The organism is Staphylococcus sp. GDY8P72P (assembly GCF_016890655.1).
GTDB classification, from domain to species: Bacteria; Bacillota; Bacilli; order Staphylococcales; family Staphylococcaceae; genus Staphylococcus; species Staphylococcus arlettae.
Genome location: NZ_JAFEQJ010000011.1, coordinates 101,791 through 123,697, shown reverse-complemented (window position 1 = coordinate 123,697; position 21,907 = coordinate 101,791). Strand labels below are relative to the sequence as shown.

Annotated in this window: 18 protein-coding genes; 16 read left to right on the top strand and 2 right to left on the bottom strand. The window is 35.6% G+C overall.

The features are described from left to right. Positions 1 to 200 precede the first annotated feature (200 nt). Together JVU85_RS06200 and JVU85_RS06195 are read left to right on the top strand one after the other, a co-directional pair. Complete coding sequence (locus tag JVU85_RS06200; RefSeq protein ID WP_204172164.1) at positions 201 to 1,367, top strand: YbfB/YjiJ family MFS transporter; 1,167 nt, start codon at positions 201 to 203, stop codon at positions 1,365 to 1,367. Between the two features lie 327 nt (positions 1,368 to 1,694). Then, entirely contained in the window at positions 1,695 to 4,283 is a 2,589-nt protein-coding gene (locus tag JVU85_RS06195; RefSeq protein ID WP_204172163.1) for a lectin-like domain-containing protein, read from the top strand. Between the two features lie 105 nt (positions 4,284 to 4,388). Here the strand turns inward: JVU85_RS06195 and JVU85_RS06190 are convergent, their stop codons facing one another. Further along, entirely contained in the window at positions 4,389 to 5,579 is a 1,191-nt protein-coding gene (locus tag JVU85_RS06190; protein ID WP_002509060.1) for an MFS transporter, read from the bottom strand. 113 nt (positions 5,580 to 5,692) lie between these two features. Here JVU85_RS06190 and JVU85_RS06185 point away from each other — a divergent pair, with 113 nt between their 5' ends. From JVU85_RS06185 to JVU85_RS06135, 11 genes are all read left to right on the top strand, one after another. Further along, a complete protein-coding gene (locus JVU85_RS06185) occupies positions 5,693 to 6,583 on the top strand; it encodes a LysR family transcriptional regulator (protein WP_021459441.1) in 891 nt (296 codons plus the stop codon). Positions 6,584 to 7,035: 452 nt separating this feature from the next. Further along, complete coding sequence (locus tag JVU85_RS06180) at positions 7,036 to 7,767, top strand: phosphoadenylyl-sulfate reductase (RefSeq protein ID WP_002509058.1); 732 nt, start codon at positions 7,036 to 7,038, stop codon at positions 7,765 to 7,767. Between the two features lie 208 nt (positions 7,768 to 7,975). Then, positions 7,976 to 9,823: an assimilatory sulfite reductase (NADPH) flavoprotein subunit gene (locus JVU85_RS06175; RefSeq protein WP_204172162.1), complete on the top strand. Its 1,848-nt coding sequence runs from the start codon at positions 7,976 to 7,978 to the stop codon at positions 9,821 to 9,823. 19 nt (positions 9,824 to 9,842) lie between these two features. Continuing rightward, positions 9,843 to 11,552: an NADPH-dependent assimilatory sulfite reductase hemoprotein subunit gene (locus tag JVU85_RS06170; RefSeq protein WP_002509056.1), complete on the top strand. Its 1,710-nt coding sequence runs from the start codon at positions 9,843 to 9,845 to the stop codon at positions 11,550 to 11,552. A 25-nt stretch (positions 11,553 to 11,577) separates the two neighbouring features. Beyond that, on the top strand, positions 11,578 to 12,351 hold the full coding sequence (cobA, locus tag JVU85_RS06165) for a uroporphyrinogen-III C-methyltransferase (protein ID WP_002509055.1): 774 nt from the start codon (positions 11,578 to 11,580) through the stop codon (positions 12,349 to 12,351). Between the two features lie 19 nt (positions 12,352 to 12,370). Next, the gene (locus tag JVU85_RS06160; protein WP_107373736.1) at positions 12,371 to 13,105 is read left to right on the top strand and encodes a sirohydrochlorin chelatase; all 735 of its coding nucleotides are present in this window, start codon (positions 12,371 to 12,373) and stop codon (positions 13,103 to 13,105) included. Positions 13,106 to 13,120: 15 nt separating this feature from the next. Beyond that, complete coding sequence (locus JVU85_RS06155) at positions 13,121 to 13,732, top strand: NAD(P)-binding protein (RefSeq protein ID WP_204172161.1); 612 nt, start codon at positions 13,121 to 13,123, stop codon at positions 13,730 to 13,732. A 21-nt stretch (positions 13,733 to 13,753) separates the two neighbouring features. Then, positions 13,754 to 14,647, top strand: coding sequence for a sulfite exporter TauE/SafE family protein (locus JVU85_RS06150; RefSeq protein WP_204172160.1), 894 nt, complete (start codon positions 13,754 to 13,756; stop codon positions 14,645 to 14,647). A gap of 33 nt (positions 14,648 to 14,680) precedes the next feature. Continuing rightward, entirely contained in the window at positions 14,681 to 15,865 is a 1,185-nt protein-coding gene (gene sat, locus JVU85_RS06145) for a sulfate adenylyltransferase (protein ID WP_204172159.1), read from the top strand. A gap of 15 nt (positions 15,866 to 15,880) precedes the next feature. Continuing rightward, positions 15,881 to 16,480: an adenylyl-sulfate kinase gene (gene cysC, locus JVU85_RS06140; RefSeq protein ID WP_002509050.1), complete on the top strand. Its 600-nt coding sequence runs from the start codon at positions 15,881 to 15,883 to the stop codon at positions 16,478 to 16,480. A 481-nt stretch (positions 16,481 to 16,961) separates the two neighbouring features. Continuing rightward, complete coding sequence (locus JVU85_RS06135; RefSeq protein ID WP_002509049.1) at positions 16,962 to 18,785, top strand: assimilatory sulfite reductase (NADPH) flavoprotein subunit; 1,824 nt, start codon at positions 16,962 to 16,964, stop codon at positions 18,783 to 18,785. 125 nt (positions 18,786 to 18,910) lie between these two features. Here the strand turns inward: JVU85_RS06135 and JVU85_RS06130 are convergent, their stop codons facing one another. Beyond that, the gene (locus JVU85_RS06130) at positions 18,911 to 19,093 is read right to left on the bottom strand and encodes a hypothetical protein (protein WP_002509048.1); all 183 of its coding nucleotides are present in this window, start codon (positions 19,091 to 19,093) and stop codon (positions 18,911 to 18,913) included. An 88-nt stretch (positions 19,094 to 19,181) separates the two neighbouring features. Between JVU85_RS06130 and rbsR the strand changes: the two genes are divergently transcribed. The 3 genes from rbsR to rbsD all read left to right on the top strand — a co-directional run bounded on the left by rbsR (position 19,182) and on the right by rbsD (position 21,872). Beyond that, positions 19,182 to 20,192 carry a ribose utilization transcriptional repressor RbsR gene (rbsR, locus tag JVU85_RS06125; protein ID WP_002509047.1) on the top strand — a complete coding sequence of 337 codons (1,011 nt, stop codon included), beginning with the start codon at positions 19,182 to 19,184 and terminating at the stop codon, positions 20,190 to 20,192. Between the two features lie 370 nt (positions 20,193 to 20,562). Beyond that, positions 20,563 to 21,444: a ribose/proton symporter RbsU gene (rbsU, locus tag JVU85_RS06120; protein ID WP_204172158.1), complete on the top strand. Its 882-nt coding sequence runs from the start codon at positions 20,563 to 20,565 to the stop codon at positions 21,442 to 21,444. Between the two features lie 23 nt (positions 21,445 to 21,467). Next, positions 21,468 to 21,872, top strand: coding sequence for a D-ribose pyranase (rbsD, locus tag JVU85_RS06115; protein WP_204172157.1), 405 nt, complete (start codon positions 21,468 to 21,470; stop codon positions 21,870 to 21,872). Positions 21,873 to 21,907: the final 35 nt, after the last annotated feature.

The following is a 21,907-nucleotide window of genomic DNA, read 5'->3' as shown; positions in this document are numbered from 1 at the left end:
ATATTACACTCATATTAATTTAAATTCAACTGATTGAATTTAAAAAATAAATCAATTTATATATGATTTTTGTGCAAAGGTTTTCAGTGAGTCCTGGAGCAATAATCAACAGCAAGGATAATTTGAAGAAAAATCTTTATTTCTATTACGCATTATAGTTAAGTATAATGAAAGATAAATATAGAAAGAGGTGCAACTTGATGATGCGACATGCAATACGACAATTATGGCTAGGTATGCTAGCTTTATTTATAGTAATGGCGATAGGACGTTTTGCTTATACACCTATTTTGCCCTTTATGCAAGTATCTGAACATATGGATAGTGCTCAAGCAGGTTTTTTAGCCACAATTAATTATCTGGGTTACTTAATTGGTGCAATTATTCCGATGTACTTTATTTTTAAAAGCAAAGCTATAGATTTGAAAATATATTTGATCATCAATATTATGGCAACCATTTTGATGGGAGTGACAGAGTCATACAGTTTATGGTCCATGCTGCGTTTAGTATCTGGAATAACGAGTGGTACCGTATTTGTGTTAGCATCTAATATTGTGTTAGAAGCATTACGACAAGCACAAAAATCGAATATTTCTGGTTTGTTATATAGTGGCGTAGGACTAGGTATTTTTACTAGCAGTATTTATATATTTTTTCAAACTCATAATGATAGTTGGCAATTGACATGGATTGTGTTGGGGGTTGTTTCATTATTAGGTGGGATGTTCGTCATCTTTGGTATGCGTGATAATCCAACTATAAAGATAGACCAAACACAACACGCTAAGATAGAGGACAGGCAACCATTAAATGCTAAATTTATACGCTATTTTTCAATTGCTTATTTTTGTGAAGGTGCAGGTTATATTATTACGGGTACATTTTTAGTAGCTATAGTTAAATCTATTCCTGAATTGGCAGATTATGCGGCATTAAGTTGGATGTTTGTAGGTTTAGGAGCTATACCTTCAACTGTAATGTGGTCAGTCATTGCAGAGAAAATCGGTTATGATAAAGCGACTTATTGTGCGTTTGTGCTTCAAATCATCGGTGTGAGTTTACCAATATTATCTAATCACACATTGATTTTGATGATAAGTTCTATTTTGTTTGGTAGTACATTTTTAGGTTTAACGACACTTTTTATGTCTACAGGCCAAAAGTTAATGTATCAATCGGGAGGAAAGTCAAATTTAGTTGCCTCCTTAACGGTGATCTACAGTGTTGGACAGATGGTTGCCCCTGCGATTTCTGGTGTATTAATTGGAGCTTCGAATAATTATAATATTGCATTAGCTTTTGCGACATTAGTACTTATTATTGGTTTGTTCAGCACTATGAAAAGCTATAAAGTACTAAATTAAGAAGGGATAAATAATGTACAATCTAATGTGACAGCCAAAGTTCAACGAATAGAAAAATATTATAAGAATAAAAAACAAGCATTTCCGTCCCTTCAAGGTTTAATGTTTTAACATATATTGAAAAATAGTAACAAGACGTTTATTTGGTTTGATAGCGCAATTGAGAATAAAGTATAAGAAACACATGATAACTAGACTTTTACTAATTATCATGTATTTTTTACAAAGTTTAGAATCAATACAAAGAAGCCATTAAACTTATTTATAATATCCTTAGATAAAATATTTTTACAAAGTAATTTACTATTTAAGGAGCAAAGAACATCTATGAACAACATAACTTATCATAATGAACATCGTAGTAATTATTACGCCATTCGCAAATATTCTGTCGGGACTGCATCGATATTGCTTGGTACATTTTTAATATTTGGACAGCACCAACAAGCGCAAGCAGCTGAACATAACAAACAAGCGCAAACATTAGAACAGTATGTAGATCAATCCCAAGTTTCGCTACACAAATGGGATACTGATGTACAACGAGATGCACAGTCTATAGACAAAAAAATAATGAATAATGACGTTGTAAACACAGATAAACATTTATCAGTAGCGCATGAGCACCATAACACCCCAACGTATAACGATAATAAACCTGAAGTGTCTCGACCAGATAATACTTTAGATAACCCTGCTAACAATGTAATATCAACACCTTCAAACACTACACAAACAACATTTCCAAAACAGCCAGTAAAATCTGTTGAACAATCTCAAGCATCAGCAGATAAGTGGTTAGCCCCTAAAAAAATGTATCGTGAGTCACCACAACAAGAAAACTACACAACAGCTCAAATGACTTCGACTGCTAGAGATGTAGTGCATTCTCCTGCAACAACTATAAATGAAAACATAGATACAGCTGTCAAGGGTCAAGAGCAGGTGACGAAAGCAAACTTTGCTGATCATTTTAGAGTGATTGGTAATACTAGTTGGTATAATCCGAATACAGGAATTATTAGTTTAACTGATGATACAAATAACTTAGTTAGTGCTGCATATTTAACTTCGAAATTAGATATTTCACAAGGTTTTCATTTGACTGGCAAGGTGAATTTAGGTCACAGAAGTATGGCTCAAAATAGCGGTAATGGTGTGAGCTTTATCTTGTCACCGAACAGTCCGGGTGAAATAGGTAAAGCAGGACCAGCAGTCGGTATAGGGGGCTTGAAAAACGCCTTTGGTTTTAAATTGGATACCAAATTTGATGGACAAGAGAGTACTTTTGCTAAAGCAGATCCTAGTTATTTGAATCAGTTAGGTGCCTTTGGTGCTTTTATTCATACGACACAGGATTATCAGCACAAAGCGATAACGTATAATTCTAAGAATGGTATAGAAGGACCTAAATTACTTAGAGGAAAGCCTGATAATAATCTTTTTTATCCGTTTTCGTTCGAATTTAATCCTAAGACTGAAATGTTAAAAGTACTGTATGAGGGGCAAACTTGGGAACGTAATATTGCTGATTGGCTACGGTTAAGTAAGACAACTAAGTTTAATTTAACTATATTTGCATCTACAGGTCCCAATGGATCAAATAAACAACAATTTAAATTTGGCTCATTCACATACGTACCAACATCGACTGTTTATGTGCAGTATAAAGATGTGGACACTGGAGAAAACATAGCAAGACCTAATTATCTAGCCGGTAAAGCTGGTGATATCATTTCGATCAATCATTTGCAAAAAGACGTGTCAGACGATAATTATGAATTTGTAATGGCTGAGGGACCGGTAAAAAATAATATAATCACTTATACGAGAGAGAACCAAAATGTTATTTTAAAATATAAAATGAAAAAAGCCGTTCAACCTATCGATATGAATGTTAACATTGAGCCGCAGCAACCAAAAGTCGATACGATTACGACTAAATCGAGAGAAATTACAGGGACAACAGATAAAAATACAGAAGTTAAGGTAGTTTTCTCAGATGGCTATACTGTACATGTTCAAGAGGATGGGACTGGACGCTTTACTGTCATTGTACCTTTCGGCAAACGATTAACGGCAGGAGACACCATACAATTTTTAGCTAAAAATAAAACTGGCAAAATCTCCAATACAGCGCAAGTAACAGTTATTGACCCAACTGTAGCAAAACCACAAGTAAAACCATCAACACAAGCGCCACCTCAACAATCACCTGAGATGAAGCCAAATTCACTGACATCGCAACAAATGGATACAAAGGTTATGCCGAAGCCAAGTCAGCCGATGCCGCAAATGATGGATGGAGGCAATCAACAGTCCAATCAAAGTAATATGAAAGATGACCCAGTACCAATGAAGCCAATGAATCCAGGGGATATGATGGAACCAAGTCAACCGATGCCTCAAGTAATGGATGAAGGAAATAAGCAGTCCAATGTAAAAGAAAAGCAAACTGCCCCAGTACCAATGAAGCCAATGAGTCCAGATAATATGATGAAGCCAAGTCAACCGATGCCGCAAGCAATGGGTGGAGGAAATAAACAATCTAAACAAAGTAATATGAAAGCTGGACAACAATCAATGTCACCCCAATATAAAGAAGTCATGGCAAAGCAGAGTCAGTCAACAACACAATCCAACAGTGCAACAACAACAAAATGGATGGCAGATATGCCTGAAAAGGATACAGTAATGTGGAAGATGGACAAACCTTCTTCTACAACGAGTGAACCAGCACAGCATAAGCCTACAATGAAAAAGAAAATGTGGAATGAGAACAGCGTGCAACACACTTTGCCCAAAACTGGAATTAATGAAGGAACAACAGTAACAATTTTTGCGTCATTCCTTGCGATACTAGGAAGCGTATTATTATTAGTTGGGCGTAAAGGCCTAGTACAACGGGAAAAGTAATATTTTAAGTATTCATACTACAATTAATAGCTAACTTTAAACGGAATAATAGCGCAAAACGGAAAGTGAAATCATATCAAATGACAGATTTTACTTTCCGTTTCTTTATTTCGTTTTAATTGTTAACGTAATGAACAAGGCGACAACCATAAAGCAGACAATCATTAATACTACTCCTGACCATTGCATAACACTGTAAAAATAACCAGCAAGTGTGCCTGCAATAGAAGACCCCATATAATAGAAAAGTAAATATAAGCTAGAAGCTTGTGCTTGATGGTGTTGCGCTCTACTTGCTACGACAGCACTGGCAATGGCATGCCCACTAAAAAATGCGACTACACTTAACGCTAAGCCAATAATTTTAAAAGCTAATGCAGGGAGTAGGGTAATCGTTATCCCAAGTGCTAAGGTTAAAAGACTCAGTTTTAATGCAGGAAGTGTCCCTAATTTGGCACGTAATTTCGCATTTAACATTGAGGACACCATTCCGAGTAAGAAAAGTACATAAATAAAACTAATAAAGCTATGAGGCAAATGATATTTAGGATCACTTAATTCAAAGCTAATATAATTAAAGGCAGCAATGTTACTACCAAGCAATAAAAATCCTAATATAAAGGGTTTGAGCAATCGAATATTTTTTAAATGTTGAATATAGCTCTTGAGTAAGGATTTAATAGAGAAAGTTTGCTGCGTGAAATGTTTAGATGGCGGTAATAACCAAATAAATAATATCGCTGCAACGACACTTAATAAGGCAATAGCAAGTAACCCCGTTTGATAACCATATAGACTAGTAATATACCCCGTGAATATACGACCAAATGCGCCACCGAAAGCATTACCGCTAATATAAATCCCCATAGCTTCAGGGAGACTTTTGGCAGAGATTTCTTCCCCTATATATGCCATAGCAATAGAAGGTAAGCCTGCTAAACAGATACCTTGTATTAATCGTATAATTAAAAACATATTAAAATCAGTAATGAAGGGCTGTACTAAAGCTAATAGTGTTACTGAAATGACGGAAAAGTACATAACAGAACGACGACCAATCACTTCGGAAATCGCGCCGAAAAATAGCATTGCAAGTGCTAAAGTCAACGTAGTTGTAGATAAAGGCAGACTGGCAGCAGTCTTGTTTACATGAAAGATGTTTGTAAAATGTGGGATGAGTGGCTGCACGCTATATAAAATAGAAAATATCGTAAAACCTGCAATGAATAAGGCTATTATAATTTTTGTATATGCTTTTGATCCTTTTCCCACGTAGTTATTCGTTACTGGCTGCATGTGTAAACACCTCTTCTTATTAATAATTTTATGGTAGCATGAATTATATAATTTAAATATTGCATTATTTTCATGTAAACTATGCGTTATTTACATAAGAGAGGATGTTACTAATGGAATGGCATCATTTAGAATATTTTAAACACTTAGCAAAGTCGGAAAATATTACAGCAACGGCTAAAGCGATGAATATTAGCCAATCAGCATTGAGTAGAGCAATCCAACAATTAGAAAAGCAGTTGACGGTGCCGTTATTTAATCGCATTGGTCGTAGCATCAAATTGAATAAATACGGTAATGCTTTTTTGGAAACGACACAAAATATTACACAGGAAATGGAGATTTTTAAGAGTAAAGTCAAGCAAGCGACTGATGCATTATCAGGTGAAATTATAATTGGCTTTTTACATTCAGTCGGTCCGACGTATTTATCTGAGTTTTTAAAGCAGTTTAGACAGCAATATCCAGAAATTCAAGTGAAACTCGTACAAAATCATGCATATAATTTATTTAAGATGTTAGATAACGGTGATATTGATATTGCTATTACGACGATTTCCAATAAAACAACAAGTACCAACTTCGTGCCATTATTAGAAGAGGAATTATATTTAACAGTTAATAGTAACCATGCCCTTGCGCAACAATCGACGGTCGATATTACTAGTATAAGTAATGAAAAATTTATATTATTAAAAAAAGGATTTGTACTTCGTGAACAAGTGGATGAGATTTTAAACAATTTTAATTTAGATGTAGAAATTAACTTTGAAGGTGAAGAAACATTAACTGTAGCTAGTTTTGTTAGTTCTGGTCTAGGGGTATCTATTTTACCGCATATGAAAAATATTCAGCTGCCAAATTTAACACAATTGCCAATAAGAAATTACCATGCGCGAAGAACAATAGGTGTTAGTTATAAAGGGAAAAATGATATCTTACCTATAATCAAGACTACAAAAAATAGTTTAGTTAAGTATTTTCAGTCATATAATGATGACTAAGAAAAACAATTAGTAATTTGGGTTATTAATTTCTTAATATAATTGACAAGAGGTAAGATTTTTCTGCATTACGGAGGGTGTGACATCATTGATGTGTTCTTGTTTTGTTTAAAATTGACAATAACTGACTGAATTGAAAATGCGCTTCAAAACTTTCTTTTTTTAACTCTAGTCATCCTTGCCAAAGTGTGAAAAAAATTTGAGTAACATTATATTTCTGTTCCACTCCCATGTAATAAAAATAAATTTTTTAAAAAAATTAATGCTAAAAAATGACGTTTCTACAAGGAGTAAACGTTTTCTACATGTTTTTCGGTTTAAATATTGCATTGACATGTAAATAAACATCGGGTATGGTAATTAGCATAATTATTATTTTCTAAAAATTCTAAATTAAGAAATATTTTAATTTGTTAGGAAATAGAAAAAAGAAAAGGGGGCCTATATAATATATGACAGAAGCAAAGGTTACCTACGATACGTTTACGAACAATCTGTTTCAAGATTTAGATATCACAAATAGTACTAAAGGAGCCTATGATATTTTGAAGTGGGCTTATGACAGCTATGGTGATGAAATTGTCTATTCATGCAGTTTTGGTGCAGAAGGAATGATTTTGATAGATTTGATATCACAAGTGAAAGCCGATGCCAAGATTGTCTTTTTAGACACAGACTTACATTTTCAAGAAACGTACGATTTAATAGACCGTGTCAAAGAACGCTATCCTAAGTTGCAAATTGAACTGAAGAAGCCAGACTTAACATTGGATGAACAATCTGAACAGTATGGCACAGCATTATGGAAAAAAGACCCAAACCAATGTTGTTATATTAGAAAGATCAAACCTTTAGAAGAGGTGCTTGCAGGTGCTACGGCGTGGGTTTCTGGTTTGAGACGAGAACAATCACCAAGTCGTCAACACACTAATTTTATTAATAAAGATGAGCGCTTCAAATCGGTTAAGGTTTGCCCATTAATACATTGGACGTGGGATGATGTGTGGGAATATATTGAAACACATGATTTAACTTACAATGAATTGCACGATTTTCAATATCCGAGTATCGGCTGTATACCTTGTACTTCAAGAGTAGCAGCAGATGGAGATTCTAGAGCAGGTCGTTGGTCAGGATTTGGTAAGACAGAATGTGGACTACACACGGTAGATCCTAAAAATTAACTATACGCTATTAAAGATAGCCTATTTTTTTACAACTAATTCATAGTATTCTAATTGGAATTATAGGTTAGGTGCAATATAGTTGCTTGCCACAAAGTGACGCACGAGTATTACACCTCGTTGTGAATGTAGTTTAGTGGTTTGTTATAACTATATACCTGACTATTCTGATTAGTTTAATAAAAATAAAAATATGAGGTGACATCCCTTGCAATTAAGTGTAACGAACAGTCCATTTAGTGAAGAACAGGCAACACAAATAAATCAATTATTGAGTACATTAACACCAGAACAACAAGTATGGTTAAGTGGCTATTTAACTGCTAATCAACAACTAGGTACGGCAGTAGTCGCACCTGAAGCAGCTACAGCAAATGCAACAACTGCTTCAACATCAATTGGAACAAATGATACTCACGAAATAACAAAACCACGAGCAATCACTGTTTTGTATGGCTCGGAAACTGGTAATGCACAAAGCTTAGCAGAAGTTTTAGATGCTCGTTTAACTGAAAATGGTTATACCGTAACGTTGTCGTCGATGGATGCTTTTAAAACAAAAGATCTGAAAAAGGTAGAGGATTTATTTATTGTATCTGCAACACATGGTGAAGGTGATCCACCAGACAATGCTATTACTTTCCATGAATTTATACATAGTAGAAAAGCACCAAAACTGTCAGGCGTACGCTATTCAGTACTATCTTTAGGTGATGAATCATATGAATTTTTCTGTCAAACAGGAAAAGATTTTGATGCCAGACTCAAAGAACTAGGCGGAGAAAGCCTTGTGGAGCGTGTAGATTGTGATTTAGATTATGATGAACCTGCAGATAAATGGATGAATGATATTTTACATGCATTGAGTGGCCCTCAAGATAACCGTGACGTTGTTTCAGAAAGTCATACATCAGTACAGTCAGCGAAAGAGAAAAAATATTCTAAGTCTAATCCTTATGAAGCAGAAGTCTTAGAAAATATTAATTTAAATGGACGAGGTTCTAATAAAGAAGTTAGACACGTGGAGTTGTTATTAGATAATTACGGTGAAGGTTTCGAACCAGGAGATTGTCTAGCAATCTTACCGGAAAATGATCCAGAAATCGTGACGCAATTAATAGAAGTATTGAATTTTGACGCTCAAGCAGTAGTAACTGTTGATACTAACGGTACAGAAGTAACCTTAGAAGACGCTTTGACATCACATGTTGAAATAACAAAATTAACTAAACCCTTAATTCAAAAATTAGCCGAATTAGTAGATGATAGTACGTTATCAACGAAATTAGCTGAAGATGGGTGGGTCCAAAACTATATTGAAGGACGCGATTTAGTCGATTTCTTTACGGACTTTGCAGTCACACAATTACAACCGCAAGCATTAGTAGATGTGCTTCGAAAATTACCAGCACGTGAATATTCTATTGCTAGTAGTTATAAAGCAAATCCTGATGAAGTACATTTAACAGTCTGTGCGGTGAGATATGAAGCACATAACAGAGAACGCAAAGGTGTATGTTCCATCCAATTTGCTGAACGTGTACAACCTGGCGATACAGTGAAAATGTATTTGAAAAAAAATCCAAACTTTAAATTCCCGTTTGATGAAGATAAAAAAGTCATCATGATTGGACCTGGTACAGGTGTTGCACCATTTAGAAGCTACTTAGAAGAACGTGAAGAATTAGATCTAAAAGGTAATACTTGGTTGTTCTTTGGTGAACAGCACTTTACTACAGATTTCTTATATCAAACAGATTGGCAACGTTGGTTAGATGAAGGTTATTTAAGCAAAATTGACCTCGCATTTTCAAGAGATACTGATGAAAAAGTATATGTGCAACATCGTATCGAGGAAAATAGTGCAACATTTTATCAATGGTTGGAAGAAGGCGCAGCTATTTACGTTTGTGGTGATGAAAAGTATATGGCTAAAGACGTGCATGAAGCAATACGCCGTGTCGTAGAAAAAGAAGGCCATTTAAGTGAAGCAGATGCGGAAACGTATTTAACGCAATTAAAAACAGAAAAACGATATCAACGAGATGTATATTAAATAGGGAAGGAATGATAGCGTGACTAATTTCAATTCAGAGTTATCAGAGAAACTAGATGAAATGGAACGCATAAAAGTAGAAAGTAATTATTTACGTGGAACAATTGCAGAAGGATTAGTAGACCCTGTAACAGGTGCAATTGCAGAAGAAGACACTAAACTACTTAAGTTCCATGGTAGTTACATGCAAGATGATAGAGATTTAAGAGATGAGCGACGTAAACAAAAATTAGAGCCGGCATTTAGTTTTATGATTCGAGTACGTGTACCGGGAGGCACTGCTTCAGCAGATCAGTGGATCGCAATGGATGACATTGCAGATGCTTATGCCAATGGCACAATCAAACTAACAACACGCCAAGCGTTTCAATTTCACGGTATATTAAAGCGCGACTTAAAATTTTCTATGCAAAGCATAAATTCAGCGTTAATGGATTCTTTGGCTGCCTGCGGTGACGTGAATCGTAACGTTATGTGTAATCCGAATCCTTATCAATCTGGGGTGCATAGCGAAGTCAATGATATTGCCAATGACATTAGTAATCAGTTGTCGCCACAAACTGGTGCATATCATGAAATTTGGCTAGATGGCGAAAAAGTGTTAAGCACGAGCGAAGAGGTTGAACCGATGTATGGTAAAACGTATTTACCACGTAAATTCAAGATTGGTATTTCAGTGCCACCTTCCAATGACGTTGATGTGTACTCACAAGATATTGGATTAATTGCTATTACAGATAATGATGATAACTTAACTGGTTTTAATGTAACAGTTGGTGGAGGTATGGGTATGAAACATGGCGAACCTAGTACCTATCCACAACTAGGAAAGTTAATAGGCTATTTTGATAAAGCACAAGCAGTAGAGGTCGCGGAAACAATACTTACAATTCAACGTGACTATGGTAATAGATCTAATCGTGCCAATGCTAGATTTAAATATACAGTAGATCGCTTAGGCGTCGATTGGATTCTTAAAGAATTAAATAAACGTTTAGGTTGGGATTTGGAATCACCACGAGAGTTTCATTTTGATCATAATGGCGATCGTTACGGTTGGACAGAAGGTAGTGGCAAATGGCATTTCACATTGTTTGTGCAAAATGGCCGCGTCAAAGATACTACAGATTACAAATTAAAAACTGCATTGCGTAAAATTGCAGAAATTCATACAGGTGATTTCCGCTTATCACCGAACCAAAACTTAATTATTGCGAATGTCAGTGCTGAAGAAAAAGAAAATATTCAACAAATTATTGATGAGTACGGTATTACAGACGGTGAAAATTATACAGGTTTGCGTCGTAATTCCATGGCATGTGTCGCTTTCCCAACATGTGGATTGGCGATGGCTGAATCTGAACGTTATTTACCTTCATTATTGAATAAAATAGAGGAATTATTGGATGAAGCGGGCGTGAAAGAAGAAGAAATTACAATTCGTATGACAGGTTGTCCAAACGGTTGTGCAAGACCAGCATTAGCAGAAATCGCCTTTATCGGTAAAGCGCCAGGTAAATACAATTTATATCTTGGAGGTGGCTTTACGGGCGATCGTTTAAACAAATTATTTAAAGAAAATATTGGTGAAGACGAGATATTAGAAACATTGAAACCAATATTTATACATTATGGTAAAGAACGCGAAGAAGGCGAACGTTTTGGAGATTTTGTTATCCGTGCAGGTTATGTAGAAGCTGTAACAGATGGACAAAAATTCCATAGTTAATATATATCAAAAATGAGGTGGCAGAATGGGCAAGGTATATTTAGTTGGAGCAGGACCTGGAGACCCAGATTTAATAACGGTCAAAGGGGCAAAAGCAATAGAACAAGCAGATGTGATTTTATATGATCGACTCGTCAATAAGGCGTTACTAGATTATGCAGCTGATGGTGCGAGGTTTGTATATTGTGGAAAGCATCCTAATCATCATTCGATGCCTCAAGAAGATATTAATGCCTTACTTGTTGCTTTAGCGCAAAAAGGTAATACAGTCACTAGATTAAAAGGTGGAGATCCTTTCATCTTTGGTCGAGGTGGTGAAGAAGCAGAAGCACTTGCAGCAGAAGGATTAGCATTTGAAGTAGTACCAGGTATTACTTCAGGTGTGGCTGCACCTGCTTATGCTGGTATTCCTGTAACACATCGTGATTATAGTTCTTCTGTGGCTTTTGTCACTGCAGTTACAAAAGATGATGTAGACAATGATGAATATTGGCATAGTTTAGCACGTGGACCAGAAACGTTGTGCATTTATATGGGAGTGAAAAAATTACCAGAAATTAGTCAGCGTTTAATTAATCACGGTAGATCGAAAGAAACACCAGTTGCGTTAGTACATTATGGTACGACAGAACAACAACAAACTGTGACTGGAACACTAGACGATATCGTGGAACGTGCGAAAGCAATTAAAAATCCGGCGATGATTATTGTAGGTGAAGTTGTTAACTTACGAGACAAAATTAGTTGGTTTGAGCAAGAGCAAACACCTGCACAATTATTAGCTGCAACAAACCAATAAGCATTGGAGGTAGAGACCCATGCAAGGTGTGTTATATGTAAGCCATGGTAGTAGAGTGCCTGAAGCTACTCAAGAAGCCATAGAATTTATTACAGATGTTCAACAACAAGTTGATATATCACTACAGACAATATGCTTTTTAGAGTTAGCAGAACCTACGATTGCGGAAGGCGTGGAAACACTTGTCAAACAAGGTGCCACAACAATTGCAGTAATACCAGTATTGTTACTAAGTGCAGGGCATTATTTTAAAGATATACCTCAAGCAATAACTACAATACAACAACAATATCCGCATGTTTCATTTACATACGGTCAACCTTTAGGTGTTCAAAGTAGATTAACACAAATATTACAGACGCGTATTAATGAAACAGCAATACCTATCAACGAAGATGCGCAAATTCTAGTAGTGGGTAGGGGAAGTTACAATCCTCAAACGCAAGTTGATATTACTGCCATTGCACAAGAATTACAAACAATGTTGCCCGTTAACAATATTGAAGTATGCTACTTAGCAGCTTGTCAGCCTTCGTTTGAAGATGCATTAACAGAGGCATTAGTGTCAGAATATTCGCAAATTTTTATCGTGCCGTATATTTGGTTTACTGGTATTTTAGAACGTCACATAGCGCAAACGGTTGAAACTACAAAACGTTCCAGTGACATTATTTTATGTGATCACTTAGGGCATCATCCGGCAATCAAAGAAGCATTGAAAGATAGAGTACTAGAAGCAGTATCGCAAGCGTAAGTCAGGAGTGAGGCTATGGCATATATGCCGATATTATTAGATTTAATAAATAAATCAATAGTCATAATTGGTGGAGGTGCCATTGCCGAACGCAGAGTTAACAAGTTGATGCAGTTTGATGCATATATCACGGTAATGAGTCCAACACTAACTGCGAAATTACAAGAATTGTATGAACAACAGCAGATTCAATGGCTAGCACAAGAATATAATAAACATCACTTACCACCTGCTGCATTAGTTGTCGTAGCAACGAATAATAAAAAAGTAAATCAATTGGTTAAACAAGAACTCCCGCCACAAACGTTATTAAACATGGCTAGTGATGGTGAACAAGGTGATGTAGTATTTCCTGGGATATTAAAACGAGGAAAATTGTCGATGAGTGTATCGACTTTAGGCGCGAGTCCTAAATTAACTGCTGCTATTTTAGCAGAATTACAACAACAATTCCCGCCAGATTATGAACAATATGTAGACTTTTTATATCACTGTCGGCAACAAATAAAACAATCCAATATGTCACATGCAGAACAGCAAAAATTATTAGCCGCAGTACTAGATGACAAGTATCAAGACCAAAAATTACAACAACAAATGCTGTCCTGGCTAGCACAAAACATATAACACGAAAGGAAGGTATTGCTATTGAAAAAACTATTAATATTTGCACTTGCAGGGTTCTTTGCACAAATGATTGATGGGTCATTAGGTATGGGGTTTGGGGCAACATCTTCCTCCATTTTACTAGCAGCAGGTGCTGCACCAGCAATTGTTTCAGCAACAATTCACTTTTCTGAAATTGCAACTACGGCAGCTTCAGGTGTATCACATTATAAATTTAAAAATGTTGATAAACGCATGGCTATTAAATTAGCAATACCAGGTGCCATTGCGGCATTTATTGGCTCAGCAGTGTTAAGTAATATCCACAGTGAATTAATCAAACCCTTTATTTCACTTTTTTTATTGACGATGGGGTTATTTATTATTTATCAGTTTGTCTTTAAAAAGCAACATAAACAACAACTCAAAGAAGGAAAGTTTTCTAAATGGCAAATCATACCTCAAGGTATAGTGGCAGGATTTTTAGACACAATTGGTGGTGGCGGTTGGGGACCAGTTAATACGCCTTTATTATTGTCACGAAATAAGGTCGAGCCTCGATATGTTATTGGTACAGTATCTGCGAGCGAATTTTTTATCACCTTATCCGCTTCGCTGGGTTTTATTATATTTCTAGGCTGGGAACAAATCAGTCTTGGCTTAGTTATTGCCTTAGCAGTTGGTGGTGCCATTGCAGCCCCATTTGCAGCATGGATCGTGAAGGTAATGCCAGTGTATATATTAGCAGTATGTGTCGGAGGTATTATTATTTTTACTAATATTAGTACTTTCTTAGGTTCATTTGTAGATAATGCGACAGTTGTTATCAGTGTCAAAATAGCAGTAGTCATCCTGTGGTTTATTTTATTAATTTATACATTATATCAAAATAAACAATTACCATCTGTCATTACGAAAAAACAAACGAACAACTAACATAAATGAAATAAATATAAGGAGCTGAATAAAATGACTTTATCAACAGAACTTTTGGAAAATACTATTAAACCACACGGTGGCGAATTGGTTAATAGACAAGCAGTAGGTGCACAGCGTGAACAACTTATTGAAGTGGCACCACAATTAGCGTCATTAACATTAAACCCTTGGAGTTTATCAGATTTAGAATTAATTGCGATTGGTGGTTTTAGCCCATTGACTGGATTTATGGGGGAAAAAGATTACCATAGTGTTGTAGAAAATTTACATTTAAGTAATGGTTTAGTATGGAGTATCCCTATTACTTTACCTGTTACTGAAGCACAAGCAGATGAGCTATCTATCGGAGATAAAGTAGCATTATACGGAGAAGATAAGCAATTGTATGGTGTGCTCACATTAGAAGAAAAATTCACCTATGACAAAGAAAATGAAGCACAAAAAGTTTATGGCACAACAGAAACAGCTCATCCAGGTGTCCAAAAAGTTTATGAAAAAGGGAACGTATACTTAGCTGGCCCGATAGAGTTAGTAAACCGACCGAAACATGATGAATTTGATGAATTCCATCTAGACCCAAGCGAAACACGTCAATTATTTTATGATTTAGGTTGGAAGACTGTAGTAGGTTTCCAAACACGTAACCCAGTGCATCGCGCACATGAATATATTCAAAAAATTGCATTAGAATCTGTAGATGGGTTGTTACTTAATCCATTAGTTGGTGAAACTAAATCTGATGATATTCCAGCAGACGTTCGCATGGAAAGTTACCAAGTAATTTTGAAACATTATTACCCTGGAGAACGCAACAGATTAGTTATTTATCCGGCTGCTATGAGATATGCAGGACCAAGAGAAGCAATACTACATGCAACAGTGCGTAAAAACTATGGATGTACACACTTTATTGTCGGACGTGACCATGCAGGTGTCGGTGATTATTATGGTACGTATGAAGCGCAAGAATTAATTAGTGAATACGAAACTGAGTTAGGTATTCAAATATTCAAATTTGAACATGCTTTTTATTGCACAAAGTGTGACAACATGGCGACAGCAAAAACTTGCCCACATGACAAGACAGCACATGTACATTTAAGTGGTACGAAAGTACGTGAAAAATTACGTAATGGCGAACAGTTACCAAAAGAATTCTCACGTCCAGAAGTAGCAGAGGTATTAATCAAAGGTTTACAAGTTACAGAAGCTTAAAAAGGAGACAGGAACATGACGACATCAACAAATATTACATGGCACGATTCAGAAGTTACTAAAGCACAGCGCCAGCAACGCAATCGCCATAAAAGTGCAGTGATTTGGTTTACTGGATTATCAGGTTCTGGTAAGTCTACAGTATCAGTAGCATTAGAAAAAGCACTTTTCGAACAACAAGTACAAACTTATCGACTTGATGGTGACAATATTCGACATGGTTTAAATAACAACTTAGGGTTCAGTCCAGAGGATCGTACTGAAAATATTCGTCGTATCGGTGAAGTAGGTAAACTTATGGTCGACGCTGGCGTATTAACGACAACAGCATTTATTTCTCCTTATGCAGCGGATCGTAATGTAGTACGTGACACTTTAGCGCAAGGTGAGTTCATAGAAGTCTATACAAAATGTAGTTTAGAAGGTTGTGAATCTCGAGACCCTAAAGGTTTATATAAAAAAGCACGTGCAGGAGAAATCCAAGGCTTTACTGGTATCAATGCACCATATGAAGCACCAACAAATCCAGAAATTGAAATTGATACAGAAGCCTTATCTGTAGATGAAGCGGTTGCTAAAATAGTAGCTTATTTAACAAAACATCAATACATTTAAAATAGTAGCAAGACAAATAGGAGAATGGGACAGCGTTGATTCATCCTAGTCTCTTTTCATATTCTCAGTAGATGACTGAACTGAAAATACGCTGCAAATTAAGCTTTTTCAATTTTAGTCATCTTTGTCGGAGTGGTCGACGAAATCTTTGTAATAAAATTAGATTTCTGCCCCACTCCTATTTTTATGTATTTTGGTAGCTATAGGGCATTGATGTTCGCACCATGAAGTATAGATACTTGTAAAATTTATTTTATAGTAAATTTATATGGTGGTTATTTTGAATGTTTGCTTAATAATGAGTTAAATAATAAAATTATATAAGTGGGATAGATGAAAAACATATGTGTAGAGTGAAAATAACACATATGCTAATAAAAAGTATGGTAATAGTAACAATATAATAAGCGGGCGATATTCAAGGGACTAATAGTAGTTAAATTGTAACAGATAGATTAATCATACGAGAGGTGATGTTCCTTTGCATATCAATGATCAAAACAGTCCATTAACAGAAACCGAAGCGCAACAACTTACTGAAATAATAGCAAAATTAACTCCTGAACAGCGCGCATGGGTTGGACAATATTTAGTAGAAAATAGTAATAATACAACGATTCCAAGTAGTAACGAAGCTACAGAATCTTCACATATAACGAATAGTCCAGATGAAGCAGATAAACCGCGTAGTATTACTATATTATATGGTACTGAAACGGGTAATGCACAAACTGTGGCCGAGACATTAAATGAAAGATTAGTGGAAAATGGTTTTACAGTGACTATATCGGAAATGGACGATTACAAGTTTGATACGTTAGCACAATCCGAAGACTTGTTCTTGATTTCGTCAACTCATGGTGAAGGGGAACCACCCATAAGTGCGATTTCATTTTATGAATTTTTATATAGTGAACAAGCTCCAAATTTGGCAGACGTACGTTATTCAGTTTTAGCACTTGGCGATGAGTCATTTGAATTCTTTTGCCAAGCAGGTAAAGATTTCGATGAGCGTGTTGCTGAATTAGGTGCGACTCGCCTTGTTGAACGTGTGGATTGCGACTTTGACTATGAAGAATCTGCCGAATCATGGATGCAACAAGTATTGTCTGCAGTAGGTGACCAAGACGACAATCGCGTTGCTGCTACAGACAGTACAGAATCTGTACTGTCTATGAAAGAGCGTAAATATTCAAAATCCAATCCATACTATGCAGAAGTGTTAGAGAACATCAACTTAAATGGTGAAGGTTCGAATAAAGAAGTTAGACACATCGAATTATTGTTAGATAATTATGGAGAAGGATTTGAACCTGGCGATAGTTTAGATATCTTTCCAGCAAATGATGACCAACTTGTCATGCAACTCATTGCTATGTTGGGTTGGGATCCATATGAAGATATCATTTTAGATAATGGGGATGCAGTATCTGTAGTAGATGCGTTGACACACCATTTTGAAATCACTAAATTAACGCCAACATTACTGAAAAACATGGCAGTTTTAATAAATGATGATGAGTTGAATAACTTAGTTTTAAATGATATATGGGTTAAAGATTATATTTATGGTAGAGATCTTATCGACTTATTTAGTGAATATTATCCACCAGCTGTTAGCCCCGATATTGTAATAGAAAATTTACGGAAATTGCCACCACGTACTTATTCTATAGCAAGCAGTTATAAAGCAAATCCTAATGAAGTGCATATTACCGTAAAAGCTGTAAGATATGAATCTTACGGTCGTGCACGAAATGGTGTATGTTCTACGCAATTAGCAGATCGTGTGAAACCCGGTGAAAGCGTGAGAATGTGCTTGAAGAAAAATCCAAGTTTTAAATTCCCATTTGATGAAGATACAAAAGTTATTATGATTGGTCCTGGTACTGGAGTAGCCCCATTCCGCAGTTTCTTAGAAGAACGAGAAGATTTGAATTTAAAAGGAAATACATGGTTATTCTTTGGAGATCAAAAACGTGCTACAGACTTTTTATATGAAGCTGATTGGCAAGCATGGTTAGCAAATGGTACGTTAGCGAAATTAGATTTAGCTTTTTCTAGAGACACTGCTTCAAAATTATATGTGCAAGATAAAATTAAAGAAAATAGTGAATTATTTTATCAATGGTTAGAATCAGGTGCAGCTATTTATATTTGTGGTGATGAAACTTATATGGCCAAAGCAGTTCATGAAGCAATAAGAGAAGTGATAGCAACTGAAAGTAAGTGCAATGAAGAAGAAGCAGAAGCGTATTTAACACAATTAAAAGTAGACAGACGATATCAACGTGATGTGTACTAAAGTACTTAAGCCTCGAAATAGTCGATTTCGAGGCTTATTGTATAAGTTTTTTAAGTAAATAGTAGTCATATAGTTAGTAAACTATATAATTATTTACAAGTGTATTTTATACAGAAATTTGAGCGTTAACTGCATTGTTCATTATATTTCATCATGTTATTTCTAACGACGATCATAGCGACATTAATAAAACAGGCAAGTATGCCAATCAATATGACATAGTTAGAACCTAATGTAGCTATGAATAAACCAGCAATAAAAGTGCCAACAGTAGTACCTAAATTAACAGAAGATAAAAAAGATACCATTAGATAAATCTGGAGTCTCTGTTGCAAGTGTATAAGTTTTAAAGTTATCATTAAATGGACAATTGGAAGATAAGGAGGGTGTTACTACATGAAAAAGGTCTCTATCAAAGATGTAGCTAAAGAAGCAGGTGTATCTTTAACAACAGTATCGCAAGTATTAAACGACAAGCGTGATCGCTTTACTACTGATACTATCGAAAAAGTACTTGCTGCTAAACAAAAGCTAGGTTACTTGCCAAATAAAAATGCGCAACAATTAAGAGGCAGTAAAACTAAATTAATAGGTGTGTTATTACCGAATTTGGCTAACCCATTTTTCTCTACGATGATGCAATCGATGGATGCAAACAAAGAAGCTGATGTAGATTTGTTCTTTTTGACAGCGCCTGAAGAAGATATTGAAGCAGGTATCATGCATTTAGTAGAACGTGGGATGGATGGTTTGATTATTGCGCAAATGATTAAAAACCCTGAACGTTTAAATAATTATTTAACTACGCATAGAATACCATATGTAGTATTAGACCAAAGTGATGACCATGGCTTTACAGACATTGTACGTACGCATGAAACAGGTGGTGGAGAGTTAGCAGCACGTCATTTGATTGAGTTAGGTCATAAGCAGCTTACAATCGTCCAACCTGCTCATCTAACGAGTAATATGAACTTGCGTATGGAAGGCTTTAAACACTATTGCCAATCACATAATGTGGCAACACCTAAAGTGATTGAAAGCACTTTATCGAAAGCAGGAGGATATGCAGCCGTCGACGATATTATTGCATCACATTCTACGGCAGTGTTTGCAACGAATGATGAAATGGCTATTGGTATTATTAGAGGCTTGGCTGATAAAGGATGGCAAGTGCCTCAAGATGTATCGATTGTAGGCTTTGATGATATCGATATTGCTCAATACATGACACCTGCACTGACTACGGTTGCACAACCGATAGAAACAATCGGAGAAGTGGCTTTGCAATTAATTATGGACAAGTTAGACAGCACATTAACTCACCGTGACCAACAATCTATAGTCTTGCCGAGTGAACTTATAGTAAGAGCGACTACGGCACGTGCCAACTTGGATAACAGTTAAGATAAACACGTATTTATACATAATTAACGCTATTACAAATGAGGTTAAAGGAAATTACATAAAATGTGGTCGTAAATTGAATAATGTAATTGTGCAATAACCTAGTCGTCTATAACGACTAGGTTATTTTTATTACTACAAATTAAATGTTTTTGTGAGCAAAAAACAGTGCGCAAACATTTAGTTTAAGACCCTGTGTGACAACAAAAATAAGCACGATGTAACGTAAAGTCAACATGGTAAAATTGAAAAATATTAATGAAAGCGTATACAAAAAATAAAAATAGTGGTATTATAAATCTAGTAAAACGTTTTACTAAATCGTTTTACCTACTAATAAATACACATAATTAAAATATAGAGGTGTTATATGGATATTGTAGCGTTATTAGTCGGGTTAGGTCCGTTACTAGGTTGGGGATTGTTTCCAACCATTGCATCATTATATGGAGGTAAACCGGTAAATCAAATTTTTGGGGCAACTGTTGGTACATTAATTTTTGCAGCAGTATTTGCATTAATTCAAGGCAGGGCATTGCCTACAGGAATGGATTTAGTATTTTCTTTAATTTCAGGTGCTGGTTGGGCTTTCGGACAAATTATTACTTTTAAAGCCTTTGCGTTAATAGGATCATCAAAAGCAATGCCAATTACTACAGCTTTCCAATTATTGGGAGCATCATTATGGGGCGTGTTTGCATTAGGTGACTGGCCCGGTGTAACGAATAAAATTATTGGTTTTGGTGCATTAATTGTTATTTTGATAGGTGCGCGAATGACAGTATGGAAAGAACAACAAGAATCACAATATAGTAAGAATTTAAAACGCGCAGTGATTTTACTGTTAATTGGTGAAGTTGGATATTGGGCATATTCTGCTGCGCCACAAGCAACAGATATTGGAGGCATGCAAGCCTTCTTGCCACAAGCTATGGGAATGGTCGTTGTTGCAGTAATTTATGCATTGATGAATTTAAAACAACAAAATGCATTTACAGAAAGTGTCAGTTGGAAACAAATTATTTCAGGGTTCTTCTTCGCTTTTGCGGCATTAACATATCTCATTTCTGCCCAACCAGATATGAATGGATTGGCTACAGGATTTGTCTTGTCACAAACCTCTGTTGTTTTAGCAACTTTGACAGGTATATATTTCTTAAAACAGAAGAAAACACCAAAAGAATTAGTAATTACTATTATAGGCTTAATATTAATTCTAGCTGCAGCAACTGTCACAGTATTCATAAAATAGTATAATCATAGGGAGAGAATATAATGAAAAAAAATCGAGTATTAAATAGTCATGTGTCACATGCAATAGCAACATTAGGTCATTTTGATTTAATTACAATAAATGATGCGGGCATGCCGATTCCGAATGATGATCGTCGTATCGATTTAGCGATAGAAAAAGAATTACCGACATTTATTGCTATGTTGAGTAATATGTTAAGTGAAGTTAAAGTACAAAAGGTTTATTTGGCCGAAGAAATTAAAACAGCGAATCCAGATCAATTAGTAGCAATAAAAGAGTTGTTAGACGAAGATGTAACAATTGAATTTATTCCACATGATGAAATGAAACAAAATTTAACACATACTTTAACAAAAGCCAATATTCGTACAGGAGAAATAACACCATTTTCTAATATTGCTTTGGAATGTAATGTAACATTTTAATAGGGATTAAGTTTGAACAGTAAAGGAGAAAACAC

What these genes read in the sequence shown, in the direction of transcription:
- rbsU (WP_204172158.1), top strand. Translation starts at nt 20,563, where the DNA reads ATGGATATTGTAGCGTTATTAGTCGGGTTAGGTCCGTTACTAGGTTGG.
- rbsD (WP_204172157.1), top strand. Translation starts at nt 21,468, where the DNA reads ATGAAAAAAAATCGAGTATTAAATAGTCATGTGTCACATGCAATAGCA.
- JVU85_RS06160 (WP_107373736.1), top strand. Translation starts at nt 12,371, where the DNA reads ATGCAAGGTGTGTTATATGTAAGCCATGGTAGTAGAGTGCCTGAAGCT.
- JVU85_RS06190 (WP_002509060.1), bottom strand. Translation starts at nt 5,579, where the DNA reads ATGCAGCCAGTAACGAATAACTACGTGGGAAAAGGATCAAAAGCATAT.
- JVU85_RS06155 (WP_204172161.1), top strand. Translation starts at nt 13,121, where the DNA reads ATGGCATATATGCCGATATTATTAGATTTAATAAATAAATCAATAGTC.
- cobA (WP_002509055.1), top strand. Translation starts at nt 11,578, where the DNA reads ATGGGCAAGGTATATTTAGTTGGAGCAGGACCTGGAGACCCAGATTTA.
- JVU85_RS06130 (WP_002509048.1), bottom strand. Translation starts at nt 19,093, where the DNA reads ATGGTATCTTTTTTATCTTCTGTTAATTTAGGTACTACTGTTGGCACT.
- JVU85_RS06180 (WP_002509058.1), top strand. Translation starts at nt 7,036, where the DNA reads ATGACAGAAGCAAAGGTTACCTACGATACGTTTACGAACAATCTGTTT.
- sat (WP_204172159.1), top strand. Translation starts at nt 14,681, where the DNA reads ATGACTTTATCAACAGAACTTTTGGAAAATACTATTAAACCACACGGT.
- cysC (WP_002509050.1), top strand. Translation starts at nt 15,881, where the DNA reads ATGACGACATCAACAAATATTACATGGCACGATTCAGAAGTTACTAAA.
- JVU85_RS06195 (WP_204172163.1), top strand. Translation starts at nt 1,695, where the DNA reads ATGAACAACATAACTTATCATAATGAACATCGTAGTAATTATTACGCC.
- JVU85_RS06200 (WP_204172164.1), top strand. Translation starts at nt 201, where the DNA reads ATGATGCGACATGCAATACGACAATTATGGCTAGGTATGCTAGCTTTA.
- JVU85_RS06185 (WP_021459441.1), top strand. Translation starts at nt 5,693, where the DNA reads ATGGAATGGCATCATTTAGAATATTTTAAACACTTAGCAAAGTCGGAA.
- rbsR (WP_002509047.1), top strand. Translation starts at nt 19,182, where the DNA reads ATGAAAAAGGTCTCTATCAAAGATGTAGCTAAAGAAGCAGGTGTATCT.